This window comes from Providencia sp. Me31A (assembly GCF_050487165.1).
Taxonomy (GTDB): domain Bacteria; phylum Pseudomonadota; class Gammaproteobacteria; order Enterobacterales; family Enterobacteriaceae; genus Providencia.
In genome coordinates this window covers 46,576-63,454 of sequence record NZ_JBKQGZ010000010.1, presented here as the reverse complement: position 1 = coordinate 63,454, position 16,879 = coordinate 46,576, and the positions used below count along the sequence as shown (strand labels likewise).

Here is a 16,879-nt window from a genome sequence, read left to right as displayed (position 1 = left end):
CGCTAGCAATATGAAACAAATCATACATCTATAAACGAGCAAATAGATAAATTCAATCCACCAGAAAGGTGTCGATATATTTAAGACTAACTCCATAAAATAATGACTCTTCCCCATTACACAAATCATTTCCTTTAATGAGCTTTACTCTAACCACCCAATATTCGAGTGGTTAGAGGTTTAAATTAGCTAAGCTTATAAATTTTTAAGCTGTTAATCCCCCATCTAACACGAGCGTCTGTCCGGTAAGATACTGGCTATTTTCCCCAATCAAAAACTCGGCCAACTTCGCAACTTCGTGAGGCTGGCCTAAACGACGTAATGGAATACTTTGGCACATCGCTTTCAATTTAGCCTCTGGCATGGCTTGAGTCATATCACTGTCAATCAATCCAGGAGCTATACAATTGACTCGTACACCAAAACGCCCAACTTCATGTGCTAACGAACGCGTGATCCCTATTGCCGCTGCTTTACTTGCTGCATAAGCCGTTTGCCCAATATTTCCCTTTAACCCTGTGACCGATGACATCAATACGATAGAACCATGCCCCGTCATTAACATGGCAGGTAATAGTTTTCGGTTCCAATTAATAATTGAAACTACATTATTGTCCAAAACATCACGCCAAGTTTCCGCATCTTGATGAATATGTAGCGCATCTTTTGTAATGCCTGCATTATGAATAATTGCCGTTGGCGCACCAAAGTTGTCTAACAAAGATTGAGATAAAATATCAACTTGCCGTTCTTCTTTACCATCACACTGAAATCCTTTTACCCACTGTTTTGACTGTATATTTTCAAAAGTAGATAAAGCGCTCTCCACACCTTCAACACTACGCCCAGTAAAGACAACATTCCAGTTGAGTCGCAATTCAGAAACCAATGCTTGCCCAATACCTCGGCTTCCGCCTGTCACCAAGACCCAATGATTATTAACCATTTAAACGCCTGACTCCTTATCAATGTGCTCACACAGCATTTTCACAGAAATATTTGGGTTCTGAATGAAGAAGTCCGCATCAAGCGTCACGTTAAAATCTCGTTTTGCGAGAACCATTAATTCAACATAATCTAAGCTATCGAATTCTAACTGCATTAACGTAAGATCTTCATGCACATCTTCAGCTTCTAAGTCTTTAGCATCGCAAATCATTTCACTCATTTTTTTATAAATGGTTTGATATTGGCTCATTTATTCATTCCCTCATTTCATTTAGTTATTGAACTCACTTTCAAAGTGATTGAATTATTGATTAATTTATTTTTATAACTGGCAACAATACTGATCCGAATTAACAGTCCGTTATCTTTATCACCAATGACTAAAGCGGGTAATATTTGGATATAAAGTGGTTGCGGCTCATCCAAAGGGGTCCATTTTTTCAAGAATTCACGATCAAAAATCACTTCTTGGTGTGTCTGCACGATAGGATAGTGGCGAAAAATATCTTTAAGCGTGGCTCCTTCAGGTAACCACTTCTGCATATCTTCTTGTTTTAACAATGAATCGTTATTAATTAGAAAGCCAAATAGTACGGCATCAATAAATTGCCATTCATAAATACCCTGTGAAAATACGGGAAAAGTAGACTGTCGCTGCGTAACGTTAGCGGAAGAAAGCCCTTCCACCAGCTGTATTTCGTCGAATGGAAAATGCTCAACTTTAGATAGATGGCACGTGAGACAGTTTTGCTGATCATCAGCAGCTAATAATGCGGCAGAGCCAGCTTTGTTACGCGCCACTAAGTGATAATTTTTACCATTCCATAATGGATGACGTAGCCGAACTGTACATTTGATAAAAGCCGCATCACTATCTTCTTGACTCACAAATTGCTCACTGGCGAACTGTTTGACATCGAGTAACGTACGCATACCATGTACACTCAAATGCTCGCCACCTTTGGCTTTTACCCATTCAAGGTCAAAATGGATAGGGTTATAGTCCCCGGAAAATGCCGCCCATTGCTTGGCATCTTCAAGTGTGTAATGCAAGGTTCTCATTGTGCTTTCTCCACAATCAGTGCCGCATTCGCACCACCGAATCCAAAGCTCAAATTCAATGCTCTATCAACTTGGCCTACGCGGTGGTCATTAGGGATATAGTCAAGATCACACAAAGGATCTGGATTATGTAAATTAACCGTTGCAGGCATCACCCCATGCTCTATAGCCTGTAAGCAAATGATGGTTTCAAAACTTCCCGCTGCGGCAATTAAATGGCCGCTGTAAGATTTTGTGCTCGATATTGGAGTCCGATAAGCCGCCTCTCCCAACGCTTTTTTGAGTGACTCCGTCTCATTAAGGTCATTAAGTGCCGTCGATGTGCCATGAGCATTGATATAATCTAGAGCATCGGGAGATAACCCTGCCTGTTGTAATGCCATTTCAATGCATTGAACACGTGCCACACAATCTTCGGCCGGTGAAGTGAAATCGAAAGCATCAGAGAAATTTGCATACCCTGTGATTTCGCCGAAAATCTTAGCACCTCGAGCAATCGCACTATCTCGCTCTTCTAGGCATAGAACCGCAGCACCTTCAGAAAGCACAAACCCACTACGGTCAGCACTAAATGGGCAACTTGCTCGAGTTGGATCTTCTGCTTCATGTGTCAAAGCACCTAACACATCAATATTCCATACTGCACAATCGGTACGTAGTGACTCGCCTGCTCCTGCTAGCATCATCGTGGCACGCCCCTGACGGATAGTGTCGAAAGCATCGCCAATGGCAATAGTTCCTGTCGCACAAGCAGCGATCGTGGTGTTTTGGTATCCACGTAAATTCCAAAACTGGCTACAAGCGGCAGTGGTCACATTCGGCATCGCAAAAAAGCAATTGAACGGTGATGTTACCCCCGTCGCATCAAACTCACTTACTGACATGTAGCTTTCATCTAGACCAGCCCAACCCGTTCCCATAATGACGCCACACATGAGAGGGTCATGAAATACCGCAGGTGAAATACCTGAAAATGCCATTTCCATCGCTTCTCTAGCCGCACTCAGTGCTAATCGAGCATGCCGTGGTAAACGGCGGCGAATAGCGGCAGGAACCCCTTTCAAACTTGGCTCATCATCAATCAGCCCTAAGAAATGGCTATGGATATTTTGTGCCGTTTTATCAACGTATCGATAACCTAATTGCTTATCCATAATGGCTTGCCAACACGCCTGAGCACTTGTACCAAGTGGCGTTACCGCGCCATATCCCGTAATAACAACGCGTTTAAAGTGAGTTTTTTTATTCATGATGGGTTGTCCTCTTGTCGAACGCTACCACCCCCTTGAGCTAGCCAAAGTTGTAACGTTGCATAAAGATAATCGTATTGATTTTGAGCGAGTGTATTTTCGATGGATAGCAGGTCATCTTGTGCATTAAGCAACGTTTGATAGTCAATCGCACCAGCTTGATAACGACTTGCTGTTAATTTGAGCCTTTGCTGACTCAACGAATACGAATGCTGTAATTGCTGGCGAATTTCATCTGCGCTAAAGCGGGCTTCCATTGCATTATCAACTTCGGCTAAAGCGTTATAGGCGGCATTGCGAAATGACACCGCCGCTTGTTGCACTTGCAGGTCAGACTGTTCAATCGTCAGTTGCACCGTATTCCACTGAATAAATGGCAGAGAAACACTACTGCCAACCATACGAGTTGGGTCACTAAACCACTGTGAAAATAATTGGCTCCCCGCACTTAATATTCCTTTTAAGGATAAAGCTGGGTAAAAACTCAGTTTGGCAGCATCAGAGTCGGCTAAAGCTGAACGTAAACGTGATTCAGCGGCTTGGATATCCGGTCGCTGTGCCAATACGGCTAACGGTATTGCCTCTAAGATTTCAATGTGTTGGTTTGTATCAAGAGAAGCCAGCTCACTGACATGTTGCTCAGCAGGACGATTTAATAACAGAGCTAATGCATTGCGAGAACTATCACGCTCTTTTACTAGTCGCCGTAATTCATTTTTTCGGTTTATCAACGTTTGCTCTGATTGAAGTAAATCGAGCTGACTGACTTTGCCTGCCAAGTACCATGATTTAATTTGCTGTACGCTTTTTTCGGCGATTTTTTGACTGGCTGTAAGGTTACTAATCTGTTGATTTAATAGTGCAATATTCCAATATAACTGCGCAGTGGTATTAATGACCGTCAATACAGTCGCATGGTAATCTTGTTCTGTTGCAATGGCTTCCCACTCATTTTTTTCACGAATACGAGCCAATTTCCCCCATAAATCAAGCTCATAACTTAATGTTAGACCCGCACTATAACTTTCTTGAGGTGCGGTTCCATGGCGTATGGATTTAGTATTACTTGCAGAGCCATCCAACGAAAAATCAGGGGTGATATTCGTGTTCGCCAAACCCGCCGCCGTTCGTGCCAACTTTAATTTAATTGCGGCCAAAGCTAAATCATTGTTATTACCAAGTACCTGATTAATCAGTAATGATAGTTTTGGATCATGAAAATTATCCCACCAGTCCCCAGATATTTTTTTTTGCGCTGTCAACGTCATTACATCCTTCGCGCTAGATGAGCGTTGTATTTTTTCATCCCACTGCTGAGGTAAAATCAGTTCTGGTCGCTGATATTGCGTACGCGTAAAGCTCCCGCAGCCATTAAGTATGAATAGCATTGAAAGGACGATTAAGTTACAAAAAAACCATTTCATTTTCATTCGCGTGCCAAAGCCTCCGTCGGATTTAGCTTGGCAGCACTACGCGCAGGAAAGTAACCAAAAATCACACCAATTAAAGCGGAGAATCCACAAGCCAATAAAACAGGATACAAGGTAAAAACCATTGAAAATTCAATAGTGAATAACGAAAAAATGCCACCAGCTAGCCATGAGCCTACAATGCCAATCAGCCCACCAAAAGCACAAATCATGACAGCCTCAATTAAAAATTGATTCATGATATCGGCAGGACGTGCACCAACAGAAAGACGAATACCGATTTCATGGGTACGTTCCGTCACTGACACTAACATGATGTTCATGACGCCGACCCCACCTACCAATAATGAAATTGCGGCGATAGAGGTGATCAACAATGACATCGAATCTGAGGTTTTTTGCAGCGCACTCGCTAATTGATCATCCGATTGAATAAAAAAGTCTCTTTTACCATGCTCACGCAATAGTTGCTTTTCTACCTGTATTTCAGCCTGCGCGGGGGTTAGGGTTTCAGAAAAACGCAACGAAATATATTCGATAGGTTTATCCCCTAAGACGCGCTGCTGTAACGCGGAATAAGGTGCCCACCCCATGACAAACCCGCCAGACATTTTAGGGCCGGGTTTACGCGCAATACCGATAATACGCCATGGCGATCCGCCAATTTGAACGATTTGTCCTAAAGGCTGTTCCCCTGGTGCAAAGAGAATTTCTGTACTTGCTTCATCTAAAACAATCACAGGCTCACTATTCGCCATATCCAATGCACTAAATTGGCTCCCCTGTAATATCTGAAATCCTTGCGCAGAAAAATACTCATCGGAAACGCCATTGAGCATGATCGAATAATCCACCCCTTTATTAACGGCCATCGTCATGCTGCTCACCATCGGGGAAATCGACGCAACCCAGGAGAGTTGCTTTAAGCTTTTAACATCATTGAGTGATAACGCACGCTCCATGTCAGGCCGCTTTACTCCCCATCCTGTTCCCGGGCGAATTTCCAGAGTGGTACTTCCAAGCTTGCCAATTTCCTCCATGATGGCACGCCTTGCCCCTTCCCCCACCGCCATCGATGACACGACCGAAGAGATGCCAATAATAATTCCCAGCATCGATAAAAGCGCCCGCATGCGGTGCCCCAACAGAGCACGCCACGCCATACGGATAGATTCGAAAGTACTACGCCAAACAGATGCACGCCCGTTGTCCTCAACAAAAGGAAGCTGTTGTAACGTACGGGTAACCGGCTGGGCAGGGTTTTGCTTGTCAGCGATAATATTTCCATCGCTAATTTCAATAATACGTTGGGTTTGTTCTGCTATGCTCCTATCATGAGTCACAATCACTACGGTATGACCATCCTGATGAAGTTGGTGCAAGATATTCATCAAAGCATCGCCACTGGTACTATCAAGTGCCCCTGTAGGTTCATCTGCGAGAATAACTTGAGCACCATTAATGAGTGCGCGGCACACACTCACTCGCTGCTGCTGCCCACCGGATAACTGAGATGGCTTATGGTCTAAACGAGTTTGTAAACCCAATTTATCCGCTAGAAAGTGTATTCGATTAATGCGTTCTTCTTCTGGCATTGCGGTATACAATGCGGGGATTGCAATGTTTTCTTCCGCCGTTAGGTAGGGCATCAAATGATAGCGTTGAAAAATAAAACCAAGGTATTGGCTACGTAATTCGGCAAGCTGATCGCTATTTGCCTCATGAACCGCAATACCATTAATAAAAACCCCTCCCTGTGAGGGTTTATCTAAACAACCAATGATATTCATTAACGTGGATTTTCCGGAGCCAGATGCACCGATGATCGCCACCATTTCACCTTGATTGATAGATAGTGAGATATTATTCAGAACAGGGATAGTTTGCGTTCCCGCAGAAAACGTTCGGTACACATGTCGAAGTTCAATGAGTGGTTGCGTTGTTGGTAATTTGGGAGCCGTTATCATCGTCATTAACTCACCACATTATCCTGCGGAATAACAACATGCTCACCCTCGTGAAGCCCGTCAAGTACCTCAACGAAATGTCGGTCATTAATACCAATTTTAACGAGTCGAGTTTCTGTTTTTTCATTTTCAATAACCGTAACTTCATATTGGTTAGCGGCAATAGAACGGCCTAACGCATTGACGGGTAAGCGTAATGCATTCTTTACTTGTGCAACTTGAATAAAAACCTGTGCGGTCATGGCCGTTTTTAATTCACGATCGTCATTATCGACCTCAAACGTGCCATTGTAATAAATCGCATTATTTTGCTGTCCCCCTGAGCTATTATTGTGCTCATCTAGTGCTTCAGGCGGGATGGGTTGTACATACCCCATCGTGCTTTCATAATGCTTTTCTGGGTTAGCAATCACGTAAAATGTTAGTGACTGTCCTGTATGAATTTTTTGAATATCGGCTTCAGAAATACGTGTCTGAACCTGCATTTTATCTAAGTCTGCCAGCACTAAGATGGTCGGTGCTGTCTGAGAAGAAACGATGGTTTGCCCTTCATTAGCCACAATACCAAGCACTTCACCACTAATGGGCGCAACAATCCGCGTAAAGTTTAAATTTGCCTGCGCCGTTTGTACGTCCATTTCTGACTGTATGATCAGCGATTCATTCACACTCACCTGTTGTAATTGGGACTCGTATTGCGCTTTAGCTTGTTCATACTCACTGCGAATGCCTGAACCATCTAGCTGCATCATTATTTGACGCTGATAGGCTTTAATATATTGGATTAAGATAGCTTCTGCTGAGCGTTTCTGTGCTTGAGCACTTAATAGTCGTGCCGTAGCGTTTTTCAATTCCGACTGTTGAATGGTCGGGTCAATTTCCGCTAAAAGATCCCCTTTATTAACCTTATCCCCTTGTTTAACGTATAGTTTTTTTATTTGACCATTAACCTGAGCCCCAACATTCACTTGAATTGACGGTTTCAATGTGCCTGTTACCATCACCACTTTTTCAATATCACCACGCTCTACAGCTAAAACCATACTGTCTTTCGGCTGTGAGCTTGGTATTTGCCAGCCCCAGCGTATCAGCACAATAATAAGCAATAACACCGTTATGCCAATCCATACCAGTGAACGCTTAATTTTCGGTTTTACGTAGCGAGCCGTCATGATGATAGCTCCCCCGTTACCATTAATAGAGGTTGCTGAGATTGAGCACTGACGGCATCAATACGCTCTGAGCCCACGTTATCATTTAACTGACCATCAAAAATACGATAAACAGCATCAAAACTTGTCGCAATCTCTTCACTGTGCGTGACAACAATCAGCGTTTTCCCTGTTTTGTGGCAATGTGAGCGAATGGTTGCCATCACCGTTCTTGCTGTTTCTTCATCCAAGTTAGCCGTTGGTTCATCCAGTAATAAAATAGGTCGAGAGCTATACAATGAACGAGCTAGTAACAAGCGCTGACGTTGCCCAAGAGAAAGTGCCGCATGGCTTTCTCGGATCAACGCATTTAACCCTCCTGGTAAGGCACTAATGACTGAGCTTAACTCTAACTTACTTAGAAGATTTTCAATCATTTTTAGGTCTTTTTCACGGAAGTTAGGGTCAAATAACGTGATGTTATCCAATACAGTGGCGTTGAATAAAATGTCTTCTTGGCTTTGCAGGCTTACCATTTGAGTAAGATGTTGAACGCTAAGAGTTTCACCATTTGAATAACATTGGCCTTGCTGAGTACTAAATAGCCCAGCAATGATCCTGAGTAAGGTACTTTTCCCAGCACCAGACTCCCCAACAATGGCAATTTGCGAGCCAGACGGTAAATCTAATGAAACATCATTTAAAATCGGTTTTGTTGGCTCATAGCTAAAGTGAATATGCTGAAAAGAGAGGCTCGGAGCCTTACCTGTCGGCTGTTTTTCTTGGAAGGGTGCCACCTCATCTTGGTCTTTTTTAGGGAATAAAGAATGCGCACGCGTATCAATAATATGTAACTGAGATTTATGAATAATGGCGTAGAAAATACGAGTCACATAATTAGTAAATATTTGCCGCAAAAAGCTATAAGCAAAAAAATCACCTAAAGAAATTAAGTCGTTAGCCACCATGGGTAAGACAACCAACATGAAAATGACCATTTCTAAACTACCTGTTAATTGATAGATGCCATCTTTAATTTGTTGGTAAACATTTCTTCGCTGCATACAAGTGAACAGCTCGCGACTTAACCACGCAAATTGCGTCTTACGCTGATTCTCTAATCCAGCCGTTTTAATCGTCAGTATCCCTTGTAACGTCTCCATAAAAAAGTCATTCAATTCAGCTGCTTTTAACTGTAATTGCTGGGTATACCAACGGTCACGAATAATTGCCCAGACACTAATTAACCCCATTACAGTAACGCCCGCAGCAGAGATGGCCGCTAATACTGGCGCAATCCAAAACATCACCCCTAATGCGGTAAAGCAAATGATCCAATCCGTTCGCAGCCCATTATCCAGTTCGATTTTTTCGGTTAGCGCCCCTTGCCAAGCAACAAAACGGCTAAAAACATCACCTGGCGCACGTTTTTCAAAAAAACGTAATGGATTACTGAGTAAACGAGAAAAACCCACGCCACTATTGATTAACACAAAATGTTTTATAAATCGTTCGCTGACCATCCGGACGCCAAGTGCCAGTAAGCTTGCGACGACAAAAGCCACAATAAACCAACCATAAGGGAAAACAGCGTTCTTGACATCGGAAAACGTTTGGTTGATAGCATTACTAACCATTGCGGGCATCAGAAATAAAGTCAATGACACCAAAAAGGCAAAAGTCATTAACCAATAAATACCACGAACTGCGGATGTCTCTTTCAAACTCATTGCATGTGGAACCTTGCGTTCCACCGTGTTCTTTACATTATTTTCAGGGGTAAACGATTCGAGTTTTTTCAACGCACTGTCAGGTTCTAAAATCAGCGCATAACCACTGATCTCGGCTTTTAAGGAAGAAAATGGCAACCATTGTTGCCCAATGGCAGGGTTCATCACACATACGTTATTTCCCTTGCGATAAGCCAAAACGACAAAGTGATTGGCACCGTAATGTAAAATAGCCGGAAGCGGTAAACTGCTTAGCTCATGGTGCTCAAATAACACTGGGGTCGTTGCAATACCATAATTGGACAGAATGGTGGATAAATCCACCAAAGAGGTTCCATGATCTGAAGCAGGATAGACCTCTCTCAGTGCTTCGAGAGAAACAGATACCCCCTGAGTTTGTGCTAGCATCGCTATGCAAGCTAAACCACATTCATTGGTTTCTTCTTGAGGAACAAAATTAGGAATAATATTTTTCATTATTATTAGTGACTAATAAAATAAAGTGAGTGGCTATGCCAAAGAAGCCAGTCATTAGGATAATTTCGAATGGCACTTTCGATGATGGCCGGCATTTGAGATGCAACATCCTTTGCAGCTACAGGTGAGTACACCTTGATTTTTAGGCCGTTCTCATAATACAAATGGTAGAAAACCACCTGCGCTGAAATCGCATTCGATAAACGCACCACACCGTTGTGAAGTTTGGCCGCGCGATTAAATAAATGGCATGATAACTTGCTCGACATTCCCTCTTCCGTTTGAACGGTGTAATCAGGAGTAATATCGGGAAACACAACCATATTTTTTTGGCCTGTCGCCGTTTCAGTCATTAATGTCATTAATCGGCTGGCCAGTGATTTATTATCTTGATGAATAGAACAGTATGATAAATTCACTTGTCCTAATTCACGCGCTGAAGCGTTATACTTTTGTTGCTCTGCGCTAGAAGAAACCACTACCGTCGCATTGCCCGGTGTGACGCCAGCCCCAACCATTGTTGCTAAAACATCCGACACCATATGTAGTGGCGCTAGCACAACAGGCTGCTTTTGTTGATGCAAAGGAGCCACAACACGATTAAGCGCAAAAGTACAGGTTTGTACTTGTGCCATGATTTGGTGGCTTTGCCCCCACGTTGCCGCTTCTTCTAAAATAAAACGTCTAACAGCTATCCAACGAGCATCTATACGCCCTTTCTCTTTGATTAAACTGCGGTAATTTTCTGTTGCCACTTTATTTTGATGTCGATATTTATGTCCTAATATACCGATGCGACACAGAAGGTTAGCGCTTGCCAATATCGGGGCAATCCCCCCCCGACGTAGTAAGCCCCTAAACAAAGCAACACCACTATGGCTCAGTTTTCTATAACCTTTTTTAAACGGCATCAAACTGCTTTTCACACTAAATACCGTCCAAACAATTAAAAACCGAATCACTGGGGCTCCTTATTGCTTTCATTGAGTAATTCACGCATATACGTCGTGAATTCAGAGAAATCTCGGTCTTGGTAAACGACATAACGTTTATTAATAATAAAAGCTGGGGTGCCTATAATTTTGTAGTAATCAGCAATTTTAGCCATATACTCTAGGTGCTCTTGAACCGCCTGACTTTTGCTGGCTTTTAGATATTCAGTAAGGTCAATACCTTGTTGTTTTAACCAATTACTTAAAACTTTCTCATTGGCCAAATCCAGTTTGTCATTAATAACGGCTTTATAAAGATCTTTACGTAATTGAGGCTCTATTCCCATTTCATCAAGTGTGGCAAAGATAGGTGCGTATGCCGAAAGCCCTGCGCCATTATTCATATTCAAATGAATGGCTTTAAAAGAGCTATTTTCAGGAAGTGTTTTTTCAAATTGGCTTATATTGTCATTAACAACCGCGCAGTAATGGCAACCATAAGAAAAAATTTCGATGATACTGTTATTTTCTTTTATTGGGCTCAATGAAACTTGTTCCGCACTAAACTCAATAAAAGAAGCATCTTGAGCATCATCGTTTGAGAAAGTATTAAATATAAAAATATGATAGAACAAAACTGTCATGAGAGAAGACACGAGAATCACGAATAAAGTATAAAACGTGAAAGTTATTGGTTTAAATCGAATATTCATAACCATTAATTCCATCTAGGTATAAAGATACATGGGAATTTCTCCCCATGTATCGATTAATAAAAATTAGCTAAAATATTAAGGTGCTACGCTAGGTGGGCATTTTGATGCATCTGCAGTTTTTACTTGATATGTTTTATTACCGTGTTTGTCAGTACAAGTTGTAATTAGTCTACAAGATGCAACACCACCAACAACGATTCTCTCATAAGAATCTGTACAAGCTTTATTCGTTCCACCAACTACAGCAGCAGCTTCAATAGCATTTAATGTTTTCATGTTATTTCCTTCTTAATAAAATTTAATTAATAAAACACCTTATCTATCGATGAATTAACACCAATAAATTCCTTACAATTCTAATGCATGCAATAATATATTTAGTTAACGCTTAATTGTTCTATTCTCTCATCTTCACCAAATAAATATATCGCCTTTTTTATTACTCTATTCATTTCTTCTTTCTCCCCTAGCATATCTAAAACTAAGATCCAAGAATAATAAACGTTAACATCCGGATATGAACGAGAATACAACTCAGCCCAGTTTTTAAATAAATTCAAATATCGAAAATCCTGTGTATTGTTATAATTTAGTAAATATCCCATATTTAAATCCAATTGATAACGATCATTGATTAAAACGTACTGCCAATGATTATATTTAGCCTCACCCAACGACAAAATAAATTGCTGCCCTGTTCTTTCAATATACGTTAAATATTGTTGAGTCTGTAACGTAAAATATAATAAAACCATAGATACTGAACCAGAAATAATAGCGATACCCTTTAATAAATAAGATACCACTGTATTTAATTTAAATTTTTTAGCTGGAATGTCTGCACAACGCAGTAACAATATCAATATCACACCATGTGGCATTGATACCAACAAAGGGAACTCCGTCATCATATGTAAAACAATAGGTGATGCTATGAACAAGCAAATATAGTTTTTATTCTTATTTCTTAGTGATGTTCTCATCAAATATAAGCCACCAAGAAGAATACATAACACTGCACTTATACCAATCAAACCACCTTCAACTACCCAACGTAATATTTCATTGTGGGGATGAGAAAAAGTTTTTTCGCCAACACCTAGTAATGCGCCACCAAATCTGTCTAAGAATACAGTTTCAAAACTCCCCACACCTGTACCCAATAAAATATTTTCACTAAAAAGTACTAAACTATATTGCCACAATATCCATCTAATATGAGATGTTTGTAGTTTGCTTTCAGTAAAGTCAGGAATGTTAACCCCAATCTTAACGCCATGTCCAATAATAATACCAATAATTATTGCTGAAAATGCATATAAAAATTTTCTACGATGATACTTTGCAAAAAAATAAAAAACAATAATAATTAAAAATAAACTTAAGTACCCAGTCAATGACTGAGTTAACGGTAAAATGGCACTTATTAAAATAAGAGAAAAAATAATAGCAAAAAAGGAATACCATTTAATATCTCTTATTATCATTAATAATCCGATTGCACTCGCGATACCCGTGCATACAAAACTAGATAGCACATTTACCTGTTGAAATATACCATACGGCCTACCCTCAAATACTGGCGGATATGGTAGCCATAAAATAGGCAACAAATTAAATACTTCAGCTATCACTAAAATACTTTCAATAAAACATGCAGATAAAATCCCCCAAAGAATAATTTCAAAACCAGTTTTAGAGATATAAACCTGCATTAGCACTTGATAAAATAATAATGCACCTACTAACCAATAAGCGGTTAAGTATGCATTGTACTGGTATTCTCTTGGCGAAACAAAACATAATAATATTAAAATAATTAACCCAATAGAAATAAAATTACCGGATACCGAGTAATGATAATAATTTTTATTTATCTTTATTACATTTATTAACACAATCAAAAATGAAATAAAAAAACCAGTGATAATATTTAATGGTAATGATAAACCTGCACCGCCTAGATTAGGTAAATAAACATGAACTATAACACCAAAAAAAACAATGACACAGCCCAAAATCCCCCAGGGAAAATAGGGATAGTTACGCTCTTTTCTGTTATTTACTTTACTTAGAGTGTTACGTTCATTCATTATTGATAACTTAGTGTGTAATATGCTGTACTATAAAATACTCCCGTCGTAATGGTTTCATTACTCCGTGCCTCGGGTTCTGCTTCAATATAAGCTTTAAATTTAAGTTCTGTATCATTATTAACGAGGTCTTGTGCCGCGGATGGAATATTTAACTGTATTGGCGTTTCATTAAAATTTAACAAACCAATACCTATTCCACCCGCAACACTTTGGTTACTGATTGCCAAATGGTTAGGTAAATTAATATTCTCTATTCCATTAAATGTTACTGTGACTGTTTTAAACAAAACAGTGCTACAATCGATTAGATGGATAGAAAAATCTATAGGTTTAGTTTTCCCCATAGAATATAAATCCTTAATATCTATCTTTTCAAAATTAACAGGAACCTCTTTACTACCAGGTGCTACTTGACATGGGGTAACAACTACAAAACCCTCAAAGGAATAGTTTCCCATGTTAATATACGATGTATCGGCGACAACCTTTCCTGTGCTTAATAAAAATAAGCCACATATTAGCCAATATTTGGTTAGTCTTATCTGGTTAATATTTCGCATTATCAGACCTTTATTGGAATTCGACAAGAATCGTTCCCGTCCCTGAAAATTCACCTTCCTCCACAGTACTACCCGGCGCAGCAATGGGTGCTGCCGTTAAATTCCAAGTACCTTGGTTATTGATAAAATTAGGAACTGAATAGGACTGATACGGTTTTACGGTATTTCCCGTGTCATCATCCGTAATAATGACGCCAAGATTGTTGCGCTTCACGCCTCTTTTTAACGTACCAAAATAATCAGGATTAAAGTTAGCCTGACCTGATGCTCCCGGTAACAACGATAACTTGATATTTAAATCCTTCGTTGTAAAGCTTCCCCCTTTGCACTTCACTCGAATTTTAAACGGCCACGCATAATTCCGCCCATTGAGCTGGGCACTGGTATTCCCCACGTCACCGAATTTAATATTAATAGGAGCCCCGTTATTAATAATGCATTCATCTCTCACAATAATAATCCCTGCCCCTAGTACAAGGCGAGTCGACGGTATCGAAGCATAGCTCGTACGACCATTTGAGGGAGTTCCTTTTTTAGCAAACACTTGCACTAATTCTTGTTGATTAATAGCGATCCCATTAATAATCGGTTTTTTTAGTCTAAAAGTAATCCTTCCCTCAGACCCTGTTTTTAGCCCAATGCCATAAATACGACTATTCGTCCGCGCAGGGAGACATTCCATTGGGTCTGAGCCTCCGTTCCAAAAATTAGTTTGCGGAACCGTCACTCTTTGACCTTGAGAGCCTCCAAAATAGCCCCCAATTAGAATTTCAACTTTCACATCAAAGTATTCATTTAGAGTCAAATAACCTGGATTTTGCATCGACCTTGGCATTGTTGATGTCAAATTAAATGTCATACCATAGTCTTCTCTTACTTTATTTCCTGCGTCCATAGGACTTTGGCAATAAATATTAAAATAAGGCCAGTTACCAACGTTGAAATTAAAGACTGTTTCTGCATTTGCTTCATTAATTAAATATTGATTAGTCATGGTAGCTTGAAATGTGTATGTTCCTCCTTCAGGAATAACAGCCCCATGTGTATTCCCCATAACAGAAGTTGGTAAAAATACCGTAGCCAATAAACCTGTAGTGATGGCAATATCTTTTAGTTTTTTATTATTCGAAATAGACATTGTTATAAGTACTCCAGTTTTAACCGAACCAAACCACTGAAACTTCCCGCAGAAACCGATTGTTTTGTCGCTTCTAATGCCGCATTCAGTGTGATGTCATTATCACCAGGTTTAATTACCCATGAACCTTTAGACTGATTAAGCATTAGGTTTTCATGTTCCGGACTAAAAATACGTAGCCCAGCCCCTTTAGCATCTCCGCTAATCCGGATCAGATCTGGATTGAAAAAATCAGCATCACCATCAATACTTAATGAAACTGCGCTTTCCCCTGTAAGGTAATATCTGTTGCCATCTTGAGTCGCTTCTCCAGCTGAATTACTAAATGATCTTGATGCTCCGCGCTGACAATCTTTCAAACGTACATCGAAAGTCACAGGCGAACTTCTATCTCCTATACGATGAAAATTTCTCGAGTTTATTTCACCTAAATCCACGTATTGTTCTTGTGTATTAAGCTCAATAATACAAGGAGATGCATATACACTACCGGTAAAATGCACGGTGCTATGGACATCAAGTAACGTCTGCCTTGACGTTTTTTCATCCGCAATTTCTGCTATTGCAGAGAAACTCCCCAGTGCAAGCAATACAATCCCTAAGCAGCTAATTTTCATGCTAACACTCCTAATGAGGCTGTTGCTCTGGTGGTAATGCCTTGCATGTATTGCCAGTACAACTGTATTTCAGTTCTGGGTGCCCACCGTAATCGTTCACATACATCATGGTGAAACTATCACTCGCTCCATTGACCTTAATGTCTAAATGAGACTTAGGTGCAACCATCACGCCAGGGAAATCGGTCAGTTTTTTTCCACCGTCTGCAATTAGCTTATTATTCAAGCTAATAATGGTGACAAAATAAGGTGTTGGATTTTCAACTCGCCAGTTATTACCTTGTTTTTGAAAAATAATTTGATCTTGCCATACCGCACTTTTCGACTTAGGAATAATGGCGGTTGGACGATAAAATAATTTAATCCGTGATTGCATCGCTAACTGCAAAACATTAGCCTGATCAGGCTTGGGCGGAACCTCACGAACATTTAAATAAAATAAGCTTTCCCTATCTTGGGGAAGTTTGTCGATTTCTGCCGTTTTCGAGACCCGAGCGACTCCCTTTTGCCCACCATTAATGCGTTGCAATGGTGGCAACACAACCAATGGTGATGTGATTTTTTTACCATTTTCATCTTCAACCCATGATTGTGCTAAGAAAGGAATACTCATACTCGTATTGGATAAATTAGCACTTGCAGAAGCCTCTGCTCCTGTAATAATCATCCTTGTCCTATCCAGTGCAATCCCTGCATAAGATTGGCTAATGCCAGCCATTATAACCAGTAAACCACCCACCCATTTATTGATATGAATCGCCATTTTTTCTACCTTATATAATGCTTTTTCTGATCGTCATGTTGT

General features: G+C 40.4%; 16 protein-coding genes. All 16 read right to left on the bottom strand.

Going from position 1 to position 16,879, the window contains the following annotated elements:
- Nucleotides 1-205: 205 nt before the first annotated feature.
- Nucleotides 206-946, bottom strand: a complete 741-nt coding sequence (locus tag ACLPIE_RS09820) for an SDR family oxidoreductase (RefSeq protein ID WP_430261450.1) — start codon at nucleotides 944-946, stop codon at nucleotides 206-208.
- On the bottom strand, nucleotides 947-1,198 hold the full coding sequence (locus tag ACLPIE_RS09815; protein ID WP_430261449.1) for an acyl carrier protein: 252 nt from the start codon (nucleotides 1,196-1,198) through the stop codon (nucleotides 947-949).
- A 17-nt stretch (nucleotides 1,199-1,215) separates the two neighbouring features.
- Entirely contained in the window at nucleotides 1,216-2,010 is a 795-nt protein-coding gene (locus tag ACLPIE_RS09810; protein WP_430261448.1) for a MaoC family dehydratase, read from the bottom strand.
- Nucleotides 2,007-3,260, bottom strand: a complete 1,254-nt coding sequence (locus tag ACLPIE_RS09805; RefSeq protein WP_430261447.1) for a beta-ketoacyl-[acyl-carrier-protein] synthase family protein — start codon at nucleotides 3,258-3,260, stop codon at nucleotides 2,007-2,009. Before ACLPIE_RS09805 ends, ACLPIE_RS09810 begins: the two co-directional genes overlap by 4 nt.
- Entirely contained in the window at nucleotides 3,257-4,684 is a 1,428-nt protein-coding gene (locus ACLPIE_RS09800; RefSeq protein WP_430261546.1) for a TolC family protein, read from the bottom strand. Before ACLPIE_RS09800 ends, ACLPIE_RS09805 begins: the two co-directional genes overlap by 4 nt.
- A gap of 2 nt (nucleotides 4,685-4,686) precedes the next feature.
- Entirely contained in the window at nucleotides 4,687-6,663 is a 1,977-nt protein-coding gene (locus ACLPIE_RS09795) for an ABC transporter permease (protein ID WP_430261446.1), read from the bottom strand.
- Nucleotides 6,663-7,829: an efflux RND transporter periplasmic adaptor subunit gene (locus tag ACLPIE_RS09790; RefSeq protein ID WP_430261445.1), complete on the bottom strand. Its 1,167-nt coding sequence runs from the start codon at nucleotides 7,827-7,829 to the stop codon at nucleotides 6,663-6,665. Before ACLPIE_RS09790 ends, ACLPIE_RS09795 begins: the two co-directional genes overlap by 1 nt.
- Complete coding sequence (locus ACLPIE_RS09785; RefSeq protein ID WP_430261444.1) at nucleotides 7,826-10,015, bottom strand: peptidase domain-containing ABC transporter; 2,190 nt, start codon at nucleotides 10,013-10,015, stop codon at nucleotides 7,826-7,828. The genes ACLPIE_RS09790 and ACLPIE_RS09785 overlap by 4 nt, the downstream gene beginning before the upstream one ends.
- Before the next feature lie 5 nt (nucleotides 10,016-10,020).
- Complete coding sequence (locus ACLPIE_RS09780) at nucleotides 10,021-10,977, bottom strand: lysophospholipid acyltransferase family protein (RefSeq protein WP_430261443.1); 957 nt, start codon at nucleotides 10,975-10,977, stop codon at nucleotides 10,021-10,023.
- Entirely contained in the window at nucleotides 10,974-11,660 is a 687-nt protein-coding gene (locus tag ACLPIE_RS09775) for a thiol:disulfide interchange protein DsbA/DsbL (protein WP_430261442.1), read from the bottom strand. The genes ACLPIE_RS09780 and ACLPIE_RS09775 overlap by 4 nt, the downstream gene beginning before the upstream one ends.
- Before the next feature lie 78 nt (nucleotides 11,661-11,738).
- Nucleotides 11,739-11,939: a DUF4762 family protein gene (locus tag ACLPIE_RS09770; RefSeq protein WP_430261441.1), complete on the bottom strand. Its 201-nt coding sequence runs from the start codon at nucleotides 11,937-11,939 to the stop codon at nucleotides 11,739-11,741.
- 101 nt (nucleotides 11,940-12,040) lie between these two features.
- Nucleotides 12,041-13,756 carry a PglL family O-oligosaccharyltransferase gene (locus ACLPIE_RS09765; RefSeq protein WP_430261440.1) on the bottom strand — a complete coding sequence of 572 codons (1,716 nt, stop codon included), beginning with the start codon at nucleotides 13,754-13,756 and terminating at the stop codon, nucleotides 12,041-12,043.
- Nucleotides 13,756-14,319 (bottom strand): fimbrial protein, encoded by a 564-nt coding sequence (locus ACLPIE_RS09760; protein ID WP_430261439.1) that lies wholly within the window; start codon nucleotides 14,317-14,319, stop codon nucleotides 13,756-13,758. The genes ACLPIE_RS09765 and ACLPIE_RS09760 overlap by 1 nt, the downstream gene beginning before the upstream one ends.
- A gap of 10 nt (nucleotides 14,320-14,329) precedes the next feature.
- Nucleotides 14,330-15,457: a fimbrial protein gene (locus tag ACLPIE_RS09755; protein WP_430261438.1), complete on the bottom strand. Its 1,128-nt coding sequence runs from the start codon at nucleotides 15,455-15,457 to the stop codon at nucleotides 14,330-14,332.
- 2 nt (nucleotides 15,458-15,459) lie between these two features.
- Nucleotides 15,460-16,074 (bottom strand): fimbrial protein, encoded by a 615-nt coding sequence (locus ACLPIE_RS09750; protein WP_430261437.1) that lies wholly within the window; start codon nucleotides 16,072-16,074, stop codon nucleotides 15,460-15,462.
- Between the two features lie 10 nt (nucleotides 16,075-16,084).
- On the bottom strand, nucleotides 16,085-16,837 hold the full coding sequence (locus ACLPIE_RS09745; protein WP_430261436.1) for a fimbrial biogenesis chaperone: 753 nt from the start codon (nucleotides 16,835-16,837) through the stop codon (nucleotides 16,085-16,087).
- Nucleotides 16,838-16,879: the final 42 nt, after the last annotated feature.

Excerpts from the sequence above, each read along its gene's own strand:
- ACLPIE_RS09805 (WP_430261447.1), bottom strand. The coding sequence starts at position 3,260 with ATGAATAAAAAAACTCACTTTAAACGCGTTGTTATTACGGGATATGGC.
- ACLPIE_RS09755 (WP_430261438.1), bottom strand. The coding sequence starts at position 15,457 with ATGTCTATTTCGAATAATAAAAAACTAAAAGATATTGCCATCACTACA.
- ACLPIE_RS09745 (WP_430261436.1), bottom strand. The coding sequence starts at position 16,837 with ATGGCGATTCATATCAATAAATGGGTGGGTGGTTTACTGGTTATAATG.
- ACLPIE_RS09770 (WP_430261441.1), bottom strand. The coding sequence starts at position 11,939 with ATGAAAACATTAAATGCTATTGAAGCTGCTGCTGTAGTTGGTGGAACG.
- ACLPIE_RS09760 (WP_430261439.1), bottom strand. The coding sequence starts at position 14,319 with ATGCGAAATATTAACCAGATAAGACTAACCAAATATTGGCTAATATGT.
- ACLPIE_RS09775 (WP_430261442.1), bottom strand. The coding sequence starts at position 11,660 with ATGAATATTCGATTTAAACCAATAACTTTCACGTTTTATACTTTATTC.
- ACLPIE_RS09765 (WP_430261440.1), bottom strand. The coding sequence starts at position 13,756 with ATGAATGAACGTAACACTCTAAGTAAAGTAAATAACAGAAAAGAGCGT.
- ACLPIE_RS09810 (WP_430261448.1), bottom strand. The coding sequence starts at position 2,010 with ATGAGAACCTTGCATTACACACTTGAAGATGCCAAGCAATGGGCGGCA.
- ACLPIE_RS09790 (WP_430261445.1), bottom strand. The coding sequence starts at position 7,829 with ATGACGGCTCGCTACGTAAAACCGAAAATTAAGCGTTCACTGGTATGG.
- ACLPIE_RS09750 (WP_430261437.1), bottom strand. The coding sequence starts at position 16,074 with ATGAAAATTAGCTGCTTAGGGATTGTATTGCTTGCACTGGGGAGTTTC.
- ACLPIE_RS09820 (WP_430261450.1), bottom strand. The coding sequence starts at position 946 with ATGGTTAATAATCATTGGGTCTTGGTGACAGGCGGAAGCCGAGGTATT.
- ACLPIE_RS09785 (WP_430261444.1), bottom strand. The coding sequence starts at position 10,015 with ATGAAAAATATTATTCCTAATTTTGTTCCTCAAGAAGAAACCAATGAA.
- ACLPIE_RS09800 (WP_430261546.1), bottom strand. The coding sequence starts at position 4,684 with ATGAAATGGTTTTTTTGTAACTTAATCGTCCTTTCAATGCTATTCATA.
- ACLPIE_RS09815 (WP_430261449.1), bottom strand. The coding sequence starts at position 1,198 with ATGAGCCAATATCAAACCATTTATAAAAAAATGAGTGAAATGATTTGC.
- ACLPIE_RS09795 (WP_430261446.1), bottom strand. The coding sequence starts at position 6,663 with ATGACGATGATAACGGCTCCCAAATTACCAACAACGCAACCACTCATT.